This is a genomic window from Phyllobacterium sp. P5_D12 (assembly GCF_054049495.1).
In genome coordinates, this window is sequence record NZ_JBFUMG010000041.1 from 1 (window position 1) to 18157 (window position 18157).

Consider the following 18157-nt stretch of genomic DNA (forward strand, 5'->3'; position numbering starts at 1 on the left):
GGATAGCGACGGAACGCGGATTCTCGCCAAGGGTAAGATATCCGCCAATCGCGATAGACAAAATTCCGATGAGCGCGGTCGAAATGGAGACGATGACCACGGTGAAAATCATGTCCCTGGAATAGAGATCGAGCGATTTGCTGAAATTGCCAAAGCCGAAACTATCGCCGACCTCAAATGCACCGAGGATCGACGCAAACAGCGGCACGATGAAAAACAGCACGATCATGATCAGTGCCGGAAGAACAAGGAGAAGGGCGAGGAAGCGCGTCTGCATCAAAATGTTCCGGGAAGGGGAGGGGGCCACCGACAGATGTCAATGGCCCAGGAAATAGAACATATTAGTTGGCTACATTCTTTTCATAAGCCTCGAGGATCGCCGAGTTATACGGTGCGATCGGGAAAGGCTTAGCTTTGGTTGCAAGATCATCAGGGGAAATGTCGACGAAGAGCTTGTCCCAGCTGGCTTTGTCCAATTCCGGCTGCACAAACTTCGCATCGATACCAGGGTACCAGTTGAATCGCTTGACGATACCTTCGGCCTGGACTTTCGGGCTTGTAGCGAGCGCAACGAACTTCTCTGCAAGTTCCGTGTTCGGGCTCTTGGACGGAATCACATAGTGCATCGGTTGCCCGGGCATACCCGGCGCAGGCAGGAACAACTTCATCTCCGGTGGCAGTTTGCCATCTGCTTGCCACGAATAGAACATGTCGACCCAAACTGGCCCCATGGCAATCTCGCCGCGGCTGAGCATATCCAATGTGCCAGCATTGCCCGGGGTAAGGGTGGCGTTGGTTGTGAAATCCTTCAAACTGGCGAAGGCTTTGTCCCACTTTTTGGTCTCGGCTTCCTCGAATGGACCATTCATCAGCTTGTTGGCGTCGCCGTCGCCGAAGGCATAGATCCAGCCCATGACGAAACTGACGCCTGACGCTCCACCCTTGATGCCGTTATAGCCGAACTGCTTCGGATTCTGTTTGGCCCAGGCAACAAGTTCCTCGTAGCTCTTTGGCGGGTTGGGTATGAGTGCAGGATTGTAGGCAATTGCGGTCTGGCTTGAAAACATCGGCATGACATAACCATCGACATTTGCGCCGAGCGCCATCTTGGCCTTTTCGCTGGTAACCATCTCGCCGGAAGGTATCTTTGAGCGATACGATTCGAGATAACCGTCCTTAACCAACGGACCGGCGAATTTCTCATGCACAACGGCGACGTCTGCGTCCCATTTGTCGACATTGGCCTTTGCCTGTGCATCGAACCGCTCGACGATCTTCTGCGATCCGGCGTCCCCTGGGCCTGTGCCAACGACGCGAACCATCGTCCCCGGATTTTCCTTCTCGAAGAGAGGGCCGAGATAGTCGTTGATGTAGTCGACCATGTTCTGGTCGCCGGCTGTCAAAACCGTTAGATCGCCAGCCGCAGCGGGGGTCCCCGCCAGTCCGAGGATAAGAGAGGCCTGCAGAAGTGATTTCATTTGTTATCTCCCTTGAGGAAAGTGAACAGTTGCAGTGTTGTTTTGGCGGCCAGGTTTCCGGCATCCAATTTGTTTAATGCGCGCGTGCCTCAGCCAGGCCTTCGACAACGTTGAAGATAAAAAGCGACTTGGCCGGAATGCATACCCGTACTGTCTCGCCCTGATTGAAGGGCGTATCAGCATCGACAAGGATCTCGTTCTCACCCAGCCTGATTGCGTGACGCCAATGGCCACCCGGATAGCTGACGCTTGTAACCTGGCCGCGTAACTCCAGCGTGCCAGGTTGCAGAACCGTCTTATCCTTGGAACTAGCAAGACGTGCCGCCTCGGCACGGAAACGCAGTTCAATCGGGCCGGTTGCCAATGTCCGTCCGGCACGTGCTGTGACAATCGAAGGGTTGAACGAACCTTCCATGAGTTCGACCTGCTCGCCTTGGACACGCGCCTGCATCGACAGAAGATTCTCAGCCCCCATGAATGCTGCCACAAAAGGGGAGGCGGGCTTGTTGTAGACCTCTTCCGGTGAACCCTCCTGTTCAATACGACCCGCATTCATGATGATGATGCGGTCTGCCATCACCATCGCTTCTTCGCGGTCGTGGGTGACATGGATCGCAGTGATACCGAGCCGCTTCTGCAGGGAGCGAATTTCATGTCGCACCGTCAGGCGAATGCGCGCATCGAGATTGGAAAGTGGCTCATCAAGGAGCAGGATTTCCGGATCGATTGCCAAGGCCCGGCCGAGCGCGACGCGCTGCCGCTGTCCGCCTGAAAGCTGTCCAGGTTTACGATCGCCAAGACCCGCGAGGCCGAGCAGATTCTGCATCTCGTTGACCCGCGCGTCGATGTCTTCTCGCGACCGTCGCTGCAACTTCAACCCGTAGCCGATGTTCTKGGCTACAGTCATGTGAGGCCAGAGAGCATAGGACTGGAAAACCAGCGCCATGCCGCGTTTGTCCGGCGGCATCTGCGTGACGTCGCGATCTGCCACTCGTATCGAACCGAAAAATGGCTTGGTAAATCCGGCGATCGTGCGCAATAGCGTTGTCTTGCCGCAGCCCGACGAGCCCAGCAGAGCGACGAATTCGCCCTTGCGGATACCGAGGTCAAGTTTATCGAGAACGGTCGTTGTGCCATAGCCAACGCTCATCTTCTCGACCGAGAGAAATGGCCGCATACTTCAGTTCCACCCTATTGCGCAGCTGTGCAATTTTTCCTTGTAATGTCTGTTCATAACAGCCACGTGACAAGCGAAAAATATTGAAGCTGCAAATGCACAATTGCACCAGCCTGATGATACCCGACAGGGAAAGTGCGACTTTCGCATATATGTCATAGAACCGTTATCCGGCTTGTATAAGGGTGGCCAATCCGTTTGGGCCCGCATAAAAGAGAAGCGGGCTTGTCTCGTTTGATAAAAGGGAATCATCGTGCGTCAACTTCTCGCCGCTGCAATTTTACTGGCCGCCGGGCTGCATCCARCCTTCGCCGTTGATGGTAAACTTGTTCTCTATACAAGTCAGCCCAACACCGACGCACAACAAACGACAGACGCCTTTATGGCAAAGAACCCCGGCATCAAGGTCGAATGGGTTCGCGACGGAACGCCGAAGATCATGGCCAAGCTGCGCGCCGAGATCGAAGCCGGCAATCCTCAACCCGATGTTCTTTTGATTTCCGATGTTGTGACAATGGAAGGGCTGAAGAAGGAGGGCCGCCTTCTCGCGTTCAAAGATGCCAATACTGACGGCATCGATCCGGCGCTTATGGACAAGGACGGAACGTATTTCTCCACCAAACTCATCACGACAGGCATCGTCTACAACACCAAGGCGCCATTCGTTCCCTCGAGCTGGAGCGACCTCACCAAGCCTGAGGCCAAGAATCTGGTCAGCATGCCGAGCCCGCTAACATCGGGTGCCGCAATGATCCATACTGTGACATTGACGGAAAACCTGCCGCAGGGCTGGGACTTCTATGCCGAGCTCGCCAAGAATGGTGCACAGGCCGCAGGCGGCAATGGCGATGTACTCAAAGCTGTGAGCGGCGGCGACAAGCTTTTCGGCATGATCGTCGACTACATGCCCATTCGCGAAAAGGCCAAGGGCGCGCCAGTTGAATTCGTGTTCCCGAAGGAAGGCGTCTCGGCCGTAACCGAACCGGTCGCTATTCTCTCTACGGCGAAGAACCCTGAGGCCGCAAAGGCCTTTGTCAATTTCCTTTTGTCGGAAGAAGGCCAGAAGCTTGCGGTCGGCATGGGCTATATCCCTGCGGGTCCCGATGCCGGCCTTCCGGCAGGGTATCCGGATCGATCGACCATCAAGGTCCTGGCGTTCGACGCAGCTGGCGCGTTGACGAACGACACGGCGAACAAAGAAAAATTCAGCGAAGTTATGGGGCAATAAAGCCCTTTGGCTGTTTCCCAATCTATCCGTCCGAATGAACGACCCGCGTCACGCGACGCGGGTTCCCTCTCAATCCTGTGGCGAAAACTTCGGTACGATACGCGGCTTTCGGGTCTGACCGTTCTGGTAGTCATTTTTCTGCTGAGCCTGGTCCCCGTGCTGCGCCTCGTGTCGACGGCGATTGCACCCGGCGGCGAAGTTGATTTCGTCGCTTTCGCAAGACGTCTGGCAAGCCCGGCAGTCATCCGTGCAACGTTCAATACCCTCGACACGTCCTTCTTCGGTGCATTGCTGGCACTTGTGATCGGTGCGCCCTTTGCCGTTGCCCTATCCATGACTGACTTGCCAGGGCGCCGGACGCTGGGTTTCCTCCTGCTGCTGCCGTTGATGATCGCGCCGCAAGTCATGGCGCTATCCTGGCTGCATCTGTTCGGGCCATCGAGCACCTTGCTTGGAGCTTTCAATCTCTCGCCCCTCCCAGGCACCGCCAACCCTCTGCTCGGCCGCGATGGCATTATCCTGCTTTATGCCATTCAACACGCACCGATCATCTTCATTACACTGCGTGCAGGGCTCATGCGCGTCCCGCGGGATCTGGTTGAAGCGGCGCGTTCATCGGGCTCTTCGCCGCTCCGTGTCCTTCTCACCATCATCCTGCCCATGGTCCGGCCCTATATCGTCGCCGCAACGGCGCTCACTTTCGTCTCCGGTGTCGGCAATTTCGGCATTCCTGCGCTACTCGGCATGCCGGTCAACTATCATACGCTGACAACGCTGATCTATCAGCGAATTTCCAGCTTCGGCCCGAGTGTATTGCCGCAAGTTGCGGCGCTCTCCGTGCTGATTGCCATCCTGGCGCTGCTCGGCGTCACGTTGCAGGCGCTGGCCCTGCGCCGCGCTGGTCATCGTTTCACGGCCGGGACACCTGCACGTTTCGCTCTGGGAAGCTGGCGGTTGCCGCTCGCACTGCTCGGCTGGATCGCCATCCTGTTCATGCTCATCCTTCCTGTTCTGGCCTTGGTCACGACGGCGCTTATTCCGTCATTCGGTGTTCCGCTCAACTGGGCTACTTTGACCTTTTCCAACTTCGAGGAAGTGCTGTTTCGTCAGGCTTCGACCAATCGTGCCTTTCGTAATTCCACAATGCTGGCTGGTGGCACGGCATTGCTCCTCGCCTTCGGCGCCATTCCCTTGGCAATCGGCCTTGAGCGCTTTTCGCGCCTGTGGCAACGAATACTGCACGGGATGATCGAACTGCCCTATGCGCTACCGGGCATCGTCCTCGCCATTGCCTGCATTCTTCTGTTTCTGCGGCCTCTGCCATTTATCGGCAGCCTCTACGCCACGCCATGGATCATCCTCGCCGCTTATCTCATGCGCTTCTTCGCACTCGCGATGAAGCCGGTCACCGCGGCTGTTGGCCAGATGTCGCGCGACCTGGACGAGGCCGCGGCGGTATCCGGTGCTTACCCCCTGCGCCGGATGCTGACGATCGTCGCGCCACTGGCCGCGCCAGCCGCCGCAGCGGGCGCGCTCCTGGTATTCATGAGCGCCTTCAACGAGCTGACTGTCTCCGCATTGTTGTGGTCCAGCGGTAACGAAACCCTGGGCGTTGTGTTGTTCAGCCTGGAGGAAGCGGGGCTCGGCACCCAGGCAGCGGCAATCGCAGTCACGACCATTGTCATCGTCGTCGGATTACTTTTTCTTCTGGACCGGCTCGGCAGGAGATTGCCAGCAGGCGTCCTGCCCTGGCGTTGAGAGCAATTCCAGGAAAAGTGGGAACCGGTTTTCCGTCCGGAATTGCGTAAGACAAAGAGTTAGAGCAGCTCCGTGATTCGAAGAAAAACGGAGTTGCTCTAAGGAATGATCCAGGCGTCACTAACGCCGACATGCACCTTGCTACCAAGGGGGAGGGGATGCAGGCTATCAAGCGTCAGCCGCTCGCCATTGGCAAGTTCGAGCCACGTTTCGTGTACCGGTCCGCGATAGGTGCTTTGCTGAACAATAGCGGCGAGCCCTTGACCGGAAAGAATGACGGTCTCCGGACGCAGCAGGACCTGCACATTATCCGTACTACCCCCGCCACGTGCAGTGACGTGTGTGCCGCCGATATCGACGATGGTTGATTGGCCGTTCCTGCGCACGACTGTGCCGGAGACAACCGTCCCGCGCCCGATAAACCCCGCCACCTTTCGGTCAGATGGTGAATGATAGACTTGCGCAGGGGAGGCGATCTGCAGGATGTTGCCCGAACTCATGACCGCGACACGGTCGGATAGCGCGAGTGCTTCCGATTGATCATGCGTCACGTAGACAATCGTCGCGTGCGTGCGGCGGTGTATATCGCGAAATGCTTCGACCATCGAAGCCCGCAAATGCATGTCGAGATTGGCGAGCGGCTCATCGAAGAGAATAATCTTCGCATCGGCGACAAGGCAGCGGGCGAGGGCAACCCGCTGCCGCTGACCACCGGAAAGTTCCTCGATCCCACGCTTGGCGTAACCGTCGAGGCCCACACTGTCGAGGACGGCAGCGACGCGCCTCATAATCTCGTCCTTGCCCACCTTTCGCGTCTTCAAGGGATAGGCGACATTTGCAGCCACATCCATGTGCGGCCAAAGAGCATAGGACTGGAAGACAACACCGACACCGCGTTCTTCCGGCTTCTTCTTGCTCTTCGCATCGGCGATCAACTCGTCACCAAACGACAGCTGCCCGCCATCCGGTGCTTCGAATCCAGCGATCAGGCGCAGCAAGGTGGTCTTGCCGCAACCGGATGGGCCAAGCAATGAGGTGAACGAGCCAGCTGGAAAATCAATCGAGATATCGTTGAGCGCGGTGACGTCGCCAAAGCGTTTTGTCAGGTTCTGGATGCGGATTTCGGTCATGCGCAGGTTTTACAATTCTTTCTCCAATTTGACACCGGCTATGCTGCGTTTGCGTAACATTTGTGTGACGAGCAGTTGATGTCGGACGTGCGCCTTACAAAAAACCCAGATAGCGCCTGTGATTAGCGCCGGAAGCACTGCCACGAAGGTTCAAATCATTACGAAACTATAATTTGAAATGGCCTTCGGAGTCGTTAGTGCTTGCGCATTAGGGGAAGGCGGGCTCCCACGGCGTACCGCCACGAAAGAGATAATTTGTCATGAAGCGAATCGGCCTTCTGATCGCCACAGCACTCATTGCCGGTATTGGCTATTTTGTCGTCTATCCCGAATTATACCCGCGCGCATCTGCACCAGCACAAAGCACATCATCAGTCGATACGTCGTCTAGCGGCGGCAAGACTCGTAAAGGGGGAGGAACCGCCTCTGTCGTGGTTGCATCTGTCAAATCGGAAGATGTGCCCGTCACAAAAACAGTCGTTGCCACGATGGAGCCGATCGATACAGTCGCCGTCAAGCCACAGATCAACGGCGTTGTCGTCGCAACCGAAGTCACCGACGGTCAAATGGTCAAGACTGGAGACGTACTGTTTCAACTCAACGACCGGGCAATTCGCGCCATGATCGACAAGGATCAAGCATTGCTTGCCAAGGACCAGGCCAGTCTGGTTGCTGCAAACCTTGATCTATCGAGTGCTCAAGACCTCCAAAAACGCAACGTTGATACCAATCAGCAGGTCTATCAGTTCGAAGCCGCCGTTAAGGTGCTGGAAGCAACGATCAATATGGACAAGGCACAGATTGCTGCTGATCAGGTGCAACTATCTTATATGACGATCACGGCGCCTATGGACGGGCGCGTGGGCGTCGTCAACACATCCGTCGGCAACTTTGTGCGCAACAACGATACGAACGCCCTTCTCACTATCACCAAAATGGCGCCGCTGCGCGTTGCCTTCATCATTTCCGAACGTGATCTGCCTGCCCTAAGAGCAGCGGTGGCCGATCATCCGACGCCCGTCCAGGTCAAACTTCCAAATAGTAGCGTTACGGTCGCGACAGGCACTTTGAACTTCATCGATTCGAGTGTCGACACCTCTTCCGGCACGGTGGTTCTGAAAGCAGATATCGCCAATACGGACGGTGCGCTTTGGCCCGGACAATATGTTACGGCTGTGGTGGAACTCACCGTTCACAAGAATGCCACGACCGTGCCGCTGGTTGCCATCCAGCAAGGAAACGACGGTTCATTCGTCTTCCTTGTCCATTCCAACAAAACCGTTGCAAAGCAGAACATCACCCTCACCGACACGGTGGGTGACACGGCGGTTGTCGCTTCCGGCGTAGCGCCTGGTGATCAGGTGGTGGTCGATGGCCAGCTTCACTTGCAGGACGGCTCACCTGTCCAGACAAGCACGCAGGCGGCGGATATAGCATCGTCGATCGACAGTCCGGATGCCGGAGCCTTAGAGGCCGTTAAATGAACATTTCATCGGTCTTCATTCGCCGGCCAATTGCAACAATTCTGCTTTCTATCGCTCTCGCCGCATCTGGCTTGTTCGCCTACAGGTTCATTCCCGTCGCTGCGCTGCCCGAAGTCGATTTCCCGATCATAACGGTTTCCGCCCAGCTCCCCGGCGCGGCACCGGATACGATGGCGAGTGCCGTTGCAACGCCCCTCATCAAGCAGTTCTCAACTATCCAGGCCATTTCGACGATCAGTTCGACGAGCACCGAGGGTGCAACGCATATTACGCTCGAATTCGATTTGAACCGCGATATCGATCAGGCCGCAGCCGACGTTCAGGCTGCAATTGCAAGCACGCTGCGCCGTCTGCCGGCCAATATGACAGACCCGCCGAGTTACAGAAAAAGCAATCCTGCCGATGCACCGGTCGTTCTTGTGGCGCTGCAAAGCGACACATTGCAATTGTCGAAGCTCGACGACTACGCCGAAAACGTGATGTCTCCCGCATTTTCGACAATCAACGGCGTCGGAGAAGTTCAGGTCTTCGGCACAAAACAATATGCCGTGCGCGTCGAGGTCGATCCGGAGGCGGTGACCGCACGCGGCATAGGTCTCGACGAACTGACGGCTGCTGTCGCCAGCAAAAATTCGATCGCCCCCGTTGGAACGATCTCCAGCCCGACGCAGCAGATGGCGATCGAGGCGGACACGCAGGCCCAGAACGCCGACACGTTCCGGCAGATCATCGTCAAATCGGCGAATGGCAAACTGGTTCGCCTGGGTGACGTGGCCCGTGTTATCGATTCCGTGGCAACGACGCAGACCGAAAGCAGGTATGACGGCAAGCCGTCGCTGGTTCTCGGTGTATTTCGCCAACCGGGCGCCAACACCGTCGACGTCGTGGATCGCGTCAAGGCGATCCTCCCTCAATTCCAGCAGGATCTTGGGCCTTCAGCCAGCATCCACATCTTGAATGACCGCTCGGCATCCATCCGGCAAGCGGTATCAGACGTGCAATTTACACTGCTCTTGACGATCGGACTGGTCATCCTGGTGATCTTCATCTTCCTGCGCCGTGTGAGCGCAACGATGATCCCGATCGTGGCTGTCCCGCTTTCGTTGATCGCCACACTTGGCGCGATGTATGTGCTCGGGTTTTCGATCGACAACATCTCTCTGCTCGGCTTGACCTTGTCTGTCGGACTGGTCGTCGATGATGCAATCGTCATGCTGGAAAACATAGCCCGTCATATAGAAGATGGCATGGCTCCGCTCGAGGCGGCACTAAAAGGTAGCGAGGAAATCGGCTTCACGATCATCTCGATCACCACGTCGCTTGTTGCGGTGTTCATCCCGATCCTGCTGATGGGCGGCGTCGTCGGGCGTATCTTCAACGAATTCGCCGTCGTCGTGACAGTGGCCATCGTTGCCTCGGCGCTGATATCCCTCACGCTGACGCCGATGCTATGCAGCCATCTGCCTCCCGAAAAGCATACCGATGGCGAAAAGAAGAAACCGCTCACCGAGCGTATTTTCGACGCGGTGCAGTCGGGTTACGGCCGCGTTCTTGATCTCTGCCTGCACGCACGCCCCGTCGTCCTCGGCGTGTTCCTGCTGACCGTCGTCGCGACCGGCTATCTCTTCACGACGATTAACAAGGGCTTCCTGCCGACCGAAGATATCGGCCAATTATCAATCTCGACCGAGGCCCGGCAGGACATCTCGTTCGATGCCATGGTGGTGCTACAGAAAAAGGTGGCGGATGCGATTTCGAGCAAGCCATATGTTTCGCATGTCGTATCCACCGTTGGTGGCGGCTTCAACTCCGCCAGTCTTAATCAGGGGCGCATGTTCGTCGAGTTGAAGCCAAAAGCCGAGCGGATGGCGCTTGAACCGCTTCTGCGCGACCTGCGCCAGACCTTGTCGAAGATTCCCGGGATCACCAGCTACCCTGTCGCCGTGCAGAATCTGCGCATCGGCGGCGTCTCCTCCAATGCACAGTATCAATACAACCTTCAAAGCGTCACTTCGACGGACCTCTATCCGTGGTCGCAGAAAATTCTGCTGGCGATGCAGCAGGAGCGCCAGACCTTTGTCGATGTATCGAGCAATCTGCAGAACAATGCGCTTCAGGCGAATTTGGTGATTGATCAGGACAAGGCGCAAATGCTCGGTATCAATGCCGATCAGCTTCGCAACACGTTCTACTACGCTTTCGGTACCAACCAAGCGTCGACGATATTTTCCACGGCCGACAGCTATGAGGTCATTCTCGAACTCAATCCGGACATTCCCTGGACAACCGACAAGCTTGACCAGATGCAGATCCGCTCACCAACGACGGGCAAATTGATACCGCTTTCAGCCTTCGCCCATGTTGAGCGCAAGACCGGGCTGCTGGCAGTCAGCCAGCTCGGACAATTGCCCGCTGTCACAATCTCCTTTAATCTGCCGCAGGGCGTCTCGCTCGGTCAGGCGGTACAGGAGCTTGATGCTCTCAAAACGCAACTAGGTGTACCGGAAACCATCACATCGAGCTTTACCGGTACCGCCCAGGTGTTCCAGCAATCCCTCGCCAATCAGGGTTTGCTGGTCGGTGCGGCAATCCTGACGATCTATATCGTGCTCGGCATCCTCTACGAGAGCTTCGTCCATCCGCTTACCATCCTGACCGGCCTGCCGGCGGCGGCTGCAGGCGCACTCGCGACGCTCGAACTCTTTGGMTATGATCTGAGCGTCATCGCGATTATCGGCATCCTCATGCTGATCGGCATCGTCAAGAAGAACGCAATCATGATGGTCGATTTCGCGCTTGTTCGCCAACGAGCGGGTGAAACCTCGTTCGATGCCATTCGCGAAGCCTGCCTCGTGCGTTTCCGGCCTATCATGATGACGACCCTCGCTGCGCTCATGGGTACGATTCCCATCGCCATTGGGGCAGGAGCAAGCTCGGAGCTTCGTCAACCGCTTGGTGTTGCGGTCGTCGGCGGTCTCGTGGTTTCCCAGATCCTCACGCTGTTCATCACCCCGGTTATTTTCCTCTACATGGAGGATTTGTCTCGCGCCTTGAGCAAAATCGGCCACCGGCTGCGCGGCACGCACGCGCCGGCGCTGGCTGAATAGTCAAGCGAGAGTTGAGCACACCGCCGCAAAATGAATACTGGCAGCGACCAACACGAACGTGTGCCATATCGCGTTGTGAAAGGGCAACCTCTCCAAAATATGGAAAATAACGCCGAGCGAATAGACCACGCCACCGGCGAGAATGAGCCAAACGATCGTGGCGGAGAGCGCGCCGGAAAATTCCTGATAGGCCGCGGCGCCGCTCCAGCCGAGCGCAAGGTAGAGTGCGATCGACAGCCTGTCGAAGCGGTCTGGCTTGAGGAATTTTAAAAGTACGCCAACAATCGCAATTGCCCATACGCCTGCCAGCAGCCACCACGTTCCACTCTTGGCCATGAAGGGCGTATAGGTTCCGGCAATCAGGAGATAGATCGCAGAATGGTCGAAACGCCGCAGAAACCGCTTTATCGGCGAGAGCGGCCAGATATTGTACAAAGCCGAAAGTGACATCGATAGAACAAGCGTAGCAAGATAGACGGTCGTTGCCACATAAGGACCTAGCGCTGTCCGATCAAACATGAATAACAGCAGCGCGACTGATCCTCCCATCGCCAGAATAACGCCGATGACATGAACAGCGCCGTCAGCACGCAACTCAGCCAGCGTGTAGTCCCGGTAGGTTACGGCAGGCGCCGTTGAAGTGTCCGCTTTCGACATTGTGTTTCCGATTTCGCCTTAGCATTGACGTTTGGGGGCAGCTTGTCCAGCGCCTGCCGCTATTTTCGATCGATGTCGCCGCGCCCATAGGCGAGCAGCATAGCAAGAATAACCACGCCATAGATGATCTGCCGGCCAGCTTCCGGCATCTGCATAACCGCGAGGATCGATTGCAGCAGGGTGATCAGGATAACGCCAGCAATCGTACCGAGGTAATTGCCGCGTCCGCCGAGGATATTGGTCCCGCCAAGGACGACGGCCGCAATGGCCGGCAATAAATACGGATCACCCATGGCCTGATAAGCCTTGGTTGAATAACCCGCAAGCAGCACGCCGGCGAACGCGGCGGCTGCCCCTGACAAGACAAAACACCAGATGATCACCGCATTGGTGTTGACACCTGAGAGGTAAGCTGCGGCCTCGCGATTGCCCACCGCATAGACGCGGCGGCCGAATGCCGTACGGGTCAAAAGGAAGATGGTGAGCGCGCCAACGACGACCCATATGAGCAGGGCATTGGGGATACCGAAGACCGGCCGGCCGACAGCCAGGAAATGCATCGCATCGGTGGCATGGTCCTGCGGTGCAAAGCCACCCGTATGCAACACCATCAGCCCTTGCACCACGGCGTTCATGCCAAGCGTAAAAATCATGGATGGCAGCCGCAAATACGCCACTCCGAGGCCATTCAGCAATCCGACCATCGCACCGCAGAATACCCCGACCGGGATGGCGAGAAGATTGCCAGTCTCGCCGAACCAGCCCGCAACGGCCGTCGCCATCATCGCGCCAAGTGTCACCGTCCACGGGATTGAAAGGTCGATGTGACCGATCAGGATGACCATCATTGCGCCCGAGGCGATAATACCGAGAAACGCGCTGATCTGCAGTTGCTGCAGCAGATATTCGGGTGACAGGAACTCACGGGAATAGAGTGCTCCGCCAAGCAGCATCAGGATTATGCAGGAGAACGCGATGATAAGCGAACGGTCGAACGCAAACCGTAGCGCAGGAATGGTGCTGACCGGAAGTTTCGACTCGCTCATGCGAAAAGCTCCAGGCGGTTGCGGATACGCAGGACGCGCAATGCGCCGAGACTTACCGCCGCAAGCAGAACGACCCCTTGGAACAGCGGCTGCCACAACGGATCGAGATCAAACACGAAAAGCAGATCCTCGATGGTGCGAAGCACGAACGCACCGAAGATGGATCCGATAGCCGAGCCCCAGCCGCCAAACAGCGACGTCCCGCCAATCACCACGGCCGCGATGGAATTCAGCGTATAGGTTCCGGCGATCGGAGCCGAGGCCTCGCCTGAATAGGTGTTGAAGGTGAGCATCAGTCCGCCGATGGCGGCAAGGAAACCTGCGAGCGTATAAGCCAATAGTTTCGCCCGCTGTACCGGCACGCCGGACATATAGGCGGCCTGCTCGTTCGACCCCACCGCATAGGCCGCGCGTCCGAGCACTGAATTCCGGTAGGGTAGCCAGACGATCAGCACGATTGCAAGGAGTACGACAAGCGCTGTCGGTATGATGCCGAAGAGCTGGCCGGTCGCAAAGTCGGCGATATCCGACTGCACGTCACCTCCGGGTCCCGGACGAACATAGAGCGCGATGCCGTAATATACGGCACCTGTCGCAAGCGTCGTGATGATCGGTTGCAGCCGGCCCCAGACGATGATCGCCCCGTTGATGAACCCGGCCAGCGCACCCGCGCCAAGCACAATGGCGATGCCGAGGAAACCTTCGCCGATCGTTCCAACCACCAGGACCGACGCCAGACAATTGGCGAGGATGAAGACCATTCCCACCGAAAGATCAAGACCGCGCGTCAACACCGGCAATGTCTGCGCCATGGCGACCAGCGCGAGCAGGACCGCCTTGTTGGACGCCGTGGTCGCCACTGCCGCTGTCAGCCCGACCGGATGATTGCTGACGTAGATAATGAACATCACGATGAAGAGACCGATAGCTGCGAGCAACCCGCCATTGTGGTGGATGCGATGGCGAAGATCGTTCATGCCGCCTGTTCCTTGTCGTCGACATTCAGTGCCGTCTCGATGATGGTGCGCTCATTGAGGTGCTGGCCCTTCAGTTCCCGTGCGATGCTGCCGTTGTACATGACCAGGACGCGGTCACAGCAGCCGATCAGCTCTGCGTAGTCTGTGGAGTAGAAAAGCACCGCCACTCCTTTGTCCGCAAGGTCCCGAAGCAGCTGATACACTTCTTGTTTGGTGCCTACGTCGATACCGCGCGTGGGGTCATTGAGAAGGATGATGCCGGGATCGGTCATCAACCATTTCGCCAACACCACTTTTTGCTGGTTGCCACCCGACAGCGTGGAGACTGCGGCAGCAAGATCGGAAATCTTGATCTTCAGGCTGTCGATTATCCGTTCGACAGCGGAATGTTCTTTACCGCCATCCAATCTCAATCCCTTCTGGAACCGGGACAACGAAGCCAGACTGATATTATCGCGAATATTCATCGGCAGCATCAAGCCTTCCGTCTTGCGGTCTTCAGGAATAAGCGCCATTGGCAAGGAAGCCCGCATTGCCGAACGCGGTCCCGAAAGACGATGCGGTTTGCCCATTATTTCGACCGTGCCGGAAACACCCCTGAGCACACCGAAAAGCGCCAACAGCAGGGAACGCTGTCCCTGGCCGTCCAATCCTCCCAGTCCGACAATTTCGCCCTTACGAATATCAAGTGAGATATCGCGCAACTGAGTACCCCACGAAAGATTTTTGGCAGACAGTGCTACCGGTTCTGCCGGCTTCGGCGCTGGCTTGTCAGGATAGTGATGCGTCAATTCGCGCCCAATCATCATCTGGACGATGGCGCTGACGGAGCGCTCGCCCTTCCGGAACGTTTCGATCCTCCTTCCATTGCGGAAAACCGTTGCAACATCGGCAAGAGCCTCGATCTCATGCATCCGGTGCGAAACATAGAGAATACCCACGCCTTCAGACCGAAGCTTGCGGATGATCGCGTAGACACGTTCGACATCAGCGGCTGTCAACGCTGAAGTCGCCTCGTCCAAAATGAGCAGCTTCGGCTTTTTGCCCAACGCCTTGGCGATTTCCACCATCTGACGCCGTGACAGCGGCAGGTCGCGCACGAGTTCGAGCGGATGCACATCCTCACAGCCGATCGACGCAAGCAGCTCCCGCGCGCGCCGACGCTGTGCAGCACTGTCGATCAATCCCCCGCGAAGGGGAGGGGAGACGATCGAGAGATTATCCGCGACCGTCAGGTCAGGTAGCAACGAGAGCTCTTGGAACACGCAGACCACGCCTGCGGCCATCGCCTCCGTTGGATTGCGAAAATTTACGCGCCGTCCGTCGACGAAGACCTCGCCATCGCTCGGGTCGGTCACACCGGCGGCAATCTTGATCAGCGTCGATTTGCCGGCACCGTTCTCGCCAAGAATCGCATGAATCTCGCCTGGGTAGGCGACGAAATCCACCTCGTTCAGCGCAGCGATACCGCCATAGCGTTTCGAGACATGTTTCATTTCCAGAATTGGTGCAGCGTCCGACACGAAACCCCTCCCAAAGAGAGCCGGGGCGCACATTCTGCGCCCYGGCATTGCAGATTTACTGATCGGCTTTGGTCTGACCCATGATTTCCTGTGCACTGAAATTGATGCCGCAGGTCGGGAAGGAATTGCCARCGAAGAAGTTGTCAGTTTCTTTAGAATAGAAACTGTCGCCGTCCTTGAAATTCGGATCTTCAACGATGGACAGCGGCAGCGAAATTGATTGCGGGACGACCTCTCCTTCAAGGGCCGCAATCGCAGTCTTGATGGCAACGGCAACCTGCGCAGGGCCAGTACCGGCGGAGGTGCATTTCAATCCATCCTTGGAATATTCCGCGCAGAGCTTGCGGAAACCATTCTCCGTTTCACCGCCCACCGGCACGAACGGATGTTTGGCGTCGATCATGGCACGCACCGTTCCGGTCGAGCCCCCCTGTACGGAAACCCCATCGAAATGCTTGTGCACGGCAATGGCGTCAGCCACGACCTTCTGCGCAGTGCCGTCATCCCAGCGGCCGACGACTTCTACGGATTCCCACTTTCCGCCAGATTTTTTCAACACTTCCTGAATGCCTTCGTGACGATCGCGATCCACGGACGTGCCGGTAACGCCGCGCACTTCAAGCAGCTTGCCTTTGTTGCCAGGCACATTCTTGACAAGCCAGTTACCCCACAATTCGCCAAGGCCCTTCTGATCGACATTCACATTGACGGCCTCATCGGTATCGAGTGTGTTGTCGAAAGCAACGAGGATAACGCCGGCGGCATTGGCACGCTTGATGACGGGCTTGAATGCCGTCGGGTTCTGCGCGTTGACGACGATGGCGTCATAGCCGGAATTGATGAAATTATCGACTGCCGCGATCTGCGCAGCAACATCGTCGCCAGTCGAGACCACCTTAAATTCCTTCAGCTTGGCCTTCACCTCCGGCAAAGCGGCATAAGCTTTGGCGGTCTGAATCATCTGGATACGCCAGGTGTTGCCGATGAAACCGTTAGCAAGCGCTATGCGATACGGGCCTTCCTTCTTGGGCCATTGGAAAAACTTCGTTTCCGCCGTCAGCGGCTTGAAGCATTCCGCATCCTTGCTCGGACCTTTGACAATTTCGGGCCCCGCCGCATAGGCAGATACCGTCATCGCCAGAGTGGCAGCTGTAGCGGCCAACAGATATTTAAGTGTCGTTTTCATTTCAGTTCCTCCTCCTTGTTAGTTATTGTTTTGTATTCGCAGTTTTTACGGGGTTTGCGCGCCCCGTCGCGTCGTCTCCAATGCGTAGACAGAGCTTGTGGCGGTGATGTACAGCCGCGACTTTTCCGGGCCGCCAAAGGTGAGATTGGCGACGACCTCGGGCACGAGAATCCGTCCAAGCCTTTTTCCATCAGGCGTGTAACAGTGAACGCCGTCCTCGGCGGATATCCACAATAGCCCCTCGGTGTCGACGCGCAGTCCGTCAGGCACCATGTCGATCTCCGCAACCACGCGGCTGTTCCCAAGTTTTCTTCCGTCGATCACCTCGAGAGCGCGCACATTATGCGGACGCGAATTGTCGAAACCGAAGCCGTGACCGCGTGCACGGCCGGAATCGGCGATGTAGAGCACGGTTTCGTTGGGGGAGAACGCGAGACCGTTCGGCCTGTCGAAATCGTCCGCAACCACCTCTACGAGGTGCGTCTCCGGATCGAGCCGGTAAACCTGATTGCTGCCAATCTCACTTGGCGCACGAATGCCTTCATGATCGGAAATGATGCCGTAGGGCGGATCGGTAAACCAGATGGAACCATCGGATTTGACCACCACATCATTGGGAGAATTCAGGCGTTTGCCCTTCCAGTGCGTGGCGAGAACCTCGTAGCTGCCATCCTTGCCAGTGCGGCTGACACAGCGCCCGCCATGTTCGCAGGAAATCATCGCGCCGGTCCGGTCCAGCGTATTGCCATTGGTTCGTTGCGACGGCTGCCGGAACACCTGCAAGCCTTTATCGTGTGACCAGGACATCATCCGGTTATTGGGAATGTCCGAAAAGCGCAGTTCGTTCGTTTCGTTGATCCAGACTGGCCCTTCGGCCCAGATAAAGCCTGTCGCGATCTGCTCCAGGCTGGCGTCAGCCGGAAAAAAAGACGCGAACTGCTCATCGTCCGATGAAAGAAACTCCTCTCCCGCTCCCATGATTTGGCTCTCCCATGCCGATCTGTCATGCTTTTTCACGCAGCCTATACGGCTGCTATCGTTTCCCGGCCTTCAGCCGCCGCTCACGCGTTGGTCTATCATCGGCTGCAGGCATCCCCAGCAATTCAATGTAAGAAGAACGTGTCCATTCCATATGCCAGGCTAGCAATTCCACAACCTTCTCATTGTCGTTCTTCGTAACCAGCTCAAGCAGGCGCTTGTGCTCTCCATGCGACTTTTCATTGAGTGCAGGATTGAGCGACAGCCGGTTGCGCAAGGCCTGGATGCGGAACGCGATAACGGTGAACGTCTCGGACAGAAACTGATTTTCTGCGAGATCGAACATTGCTTGGTGGAACATCCCGTCGAGAACGCGATAGTCCTGCGTGTTTCCATTTGCCATCGCCACGTCCATGTCAGCGACAAGC

14 protein-coding genes and 1 pseudogene are annotated in these 18157 nt (G+C 56.9%); 4 read left to right on the forward strand and 11 right to left on the reverse strand.

Going from position 1 to position 18157, the window contains the following annotated elements; genetic code table 11:
• From ACXJ5O_RS05180 to ACXJ5O_RS05190, 3 genes and pseudogenes are all read right to left on the reverse strand, one after another.
• Positions 1–277 (reverse strand): annotated as a pseudogene (locus ACXJ5O_RS05180) (sugar ABC transporter permease); the annotation flags it as partial.
• 64 nt (positions 278–341) lie between these two features.
• Positions 342–1478 carry an ABC transporter substrate-binding protein gene (locus ACXJ5O_RS05185; RefSeq protein WP_457298962.1) on the reverse strand — a complete coding sequence of 379 codons (1137 nt, stop codon included), beginning with the start codon at positions 1476–1478 and terminating at the stop codon, positions 342–344.
• 73 nt (positions 1479–1551) lie between these two features.
• Complete coding sequence (locus ACXJ5O_RS05190) at positions 1552–2655, reverse strand: ABC transporter ATP-binding protein (protein ID WP_457298963.1); 1104 nt, start codon at positions 2653–2655, stop codon at positions 1552–1554.
• Positions 2656–2908: 253 nt separating this feature from the next.
• On the opposite strand from ACXJ5O_RS05190, the gene ACXJ5O_RS05195 reads away from it, so the two are divergent.
• Complete coding sequence (locus ACXJ5O_RS05195) at positions 2909–3883, forward strand: ABC transporter substrate-binding protein (protein ID WP_457298964.1); 975 nt, start codon at positions 2909–2911, stop codon at positions 3881–3883.
• Between the two features lie 6 nt (positions 3884–3889).
• Positions 3890–5641, forward strand: a complete 1752-nt coding sequence (locus ACXJ5O_RS05200) for an ABC transporter permease (RefSeq protein ID WP_457298965.1) — start codon at positions 3890–3892, stop codon at positions 5639–5641.
• A gap of 98 nt (positions 5642–5739) precedes the next feature.
• Here the strand turns inward: ACXJ5O_RS05200 and ACXJ5O_RS05205 are convergent, their stop codons facing one another.
• Entirely contained in the window at positions 5740–6771 is a 1032-nt protein-coding gene (locus ACXJ5O_RS05205; protein ID WP_457298966.1) for an ABC transporter ATP-binding protein, read from the reverse strand.
• Positions 6772–7031: 260 nt separating this feature from the next.
• On the opposite strand from ACXJ5O_RS05205, the gene ACXJ5O_RS05210 reads away from it, so the two are divergent.
• Positions 7032–8255, forward strand: a complete 1224-nt coding sequence (locus ACXJ5O_RS05210; RefSeq protein WP_457298967.1) for an efflux RND transporter periplasmic adaptor subunit — start codon at positions 7032–7034, stop codon at positions 8253–8255.
• Positions 8252–11362 carry an efflux RND transporter permease subunit gene (locus tag ACXJ5O_RS05215; RefSeq protein ID WP_457298968.1) on the forward strand — a complete coding sequence of 1037 codons (3111 nt, stop codon included), beginning with the start codon at positions 8252–8254 and terminating at the stop codon, positions 11360–11362. Before ACXJ5O_RS05210 ends, ACXJ5O_RS05215 begins: the two co-directional genes overlap by 4 nt.
• Here the strand turns inward: ACXJ5O_RS05215 and trhA are convergent, their stop codons facing one another.
• From trhA to ACXJ5O_RS05250, 7 genes are all read right to left on the reverse strand, one after another.
• A complete protein-coding gene (gene trhA / locus ACXJ5O_RS05220; RefSeq protein WP_457298969.1) occupies positions 11363–12019 on the reverse strand; it encodes a PAQR family membrane homeostasis protein TrhA in 657 nt (218 codons plus the stop codon).
• Between the two features lie 59 nt (positions 12020–12078).
• Positions 12079–13065 (reverse strand): ABC transporter permease, encoded by a 987-nt coding sequence (locus ACXJ5O_RS05225; protein WP_457298970.1) that lies wholly within the window; start codon positions 13063–13065, stop codon positions 12079–12081.
• Positions 13062–14042, reverse strand: a complete 981-nt coding sequence (locus ACXJ5O_RS05230) for an ABC transporter permease (RefSeq protein WP_457298971.1) — start codon at positions 14040–14042, stop codon at positions 13062–13064. The genes ACXJ5O_RS05225 and ACXJ5O_RS05230 overlap by 4 nt, the downstream gene beginning before the upstream one ends.
• Positions 14039–15565 carry a sugar ABC transporter ATP-binding protein gene (locus ACXJ5O_RS05235; protein WP_457298972.1) on the reverse strand — a complete coding sequence of 509 codons (1527 nt, stop codon included), beginning with the start codon at positions 15563–15565 and terminating at the stop codon, positions 14039–14041. The genes ACXJ5O_RS05230 and ACXJ5O_RS05235 overlap by 4 nt, the downstream gene beginning before the upstream one ends.
• Positions 15566–15620: 55 nt before the next feature.
• Positions 15621–16751 (reverse strand): sugar ABC transporter substrate-binding protein, encoded by a 1131-nt coding sequence (locus ACXJ5O_RS05240; protein ID WP_457298973.1) that lies wholly within the window; start codon positions 16749–16751, stop codon positions 15621–15623.
• Positions 16752–16796: 45 nt separating this feature from the next.
• Positions 16797–17729 (reverse strand): SMP-30/gluconolactonase/LRE family protein, encoded by a 933-nt coding sequence (locus ACXJ5O_RS05245; protein ID WP_457298974.1) that lies wholly within the window; start codon positions 17727–17729, stop codon positions 16797–16799.
• A gap of 55 nt (positions 17730–17784) precedes the next feature.
• Positions 17785–18157 (reverse strand): FCD domain-containing protein (locus tag ACXJ5O_RS05250; RefSeq protein WP_457298975.1); only part of this gene is annotated, 373 nt, incomplete at its 5' end.

Excerpts from the sequence above, each read along its gene's own strand:
- ACXJ5O_RS05205 (WP_457298966.1), bottom strand. The coding sequence starts at position 6,771 with ATGACCGAAATCCGCATCCAGAACCTGACAAAACGCTTTGGCGACGTC.
- ACXJ5O_RS05225 (WP_457298970.1), bottom strand. The coding sequence starts at position 13,065 with ATGAGCGAGTCGAAACTTCCGGTCAGCACCATTCCTGCGCTACGGTTT.
- trhA (WP_457298969.1), bottom strand. The coding sequence starts at position 12,019 with ATGTCGAAAGCGGACACTTCAACGGCGCCTGCCGTAACCTACCGGGAC.
- ACXJ5O_RS05245 (WP_457298974.1), bottom strand. The coding sequence starts at position 17,729 with ATGGGAGCGGGAGAGGAGTTTCTTTCATCGGACGATGAGCAGTTCGCG.
- ACXJ5O_RS05185 (WP_457298962.1), bottom strand. The coding sequence starts at position 1,478 with ATGAAATCACTTCTGCAGGCCTCTCTTATCCTCGGACTGGCGGGGACC.
- ACXJ5O_RS05230 (WP_457298971.1), bottom strand. The coding sequence starts at position 14,042 with ATGAACGATCTTCGCCATCGCATCCACCACAATGGCGGGTTGCTCGCA.
- ACXJ5O_RS05210 (WP_457298967.1), top strand. The coding sequence starts at position 7,032 with ATGAAGCGAATCGGCCTTCTGATCGCCACAGCACTCATTGCCGGTATT.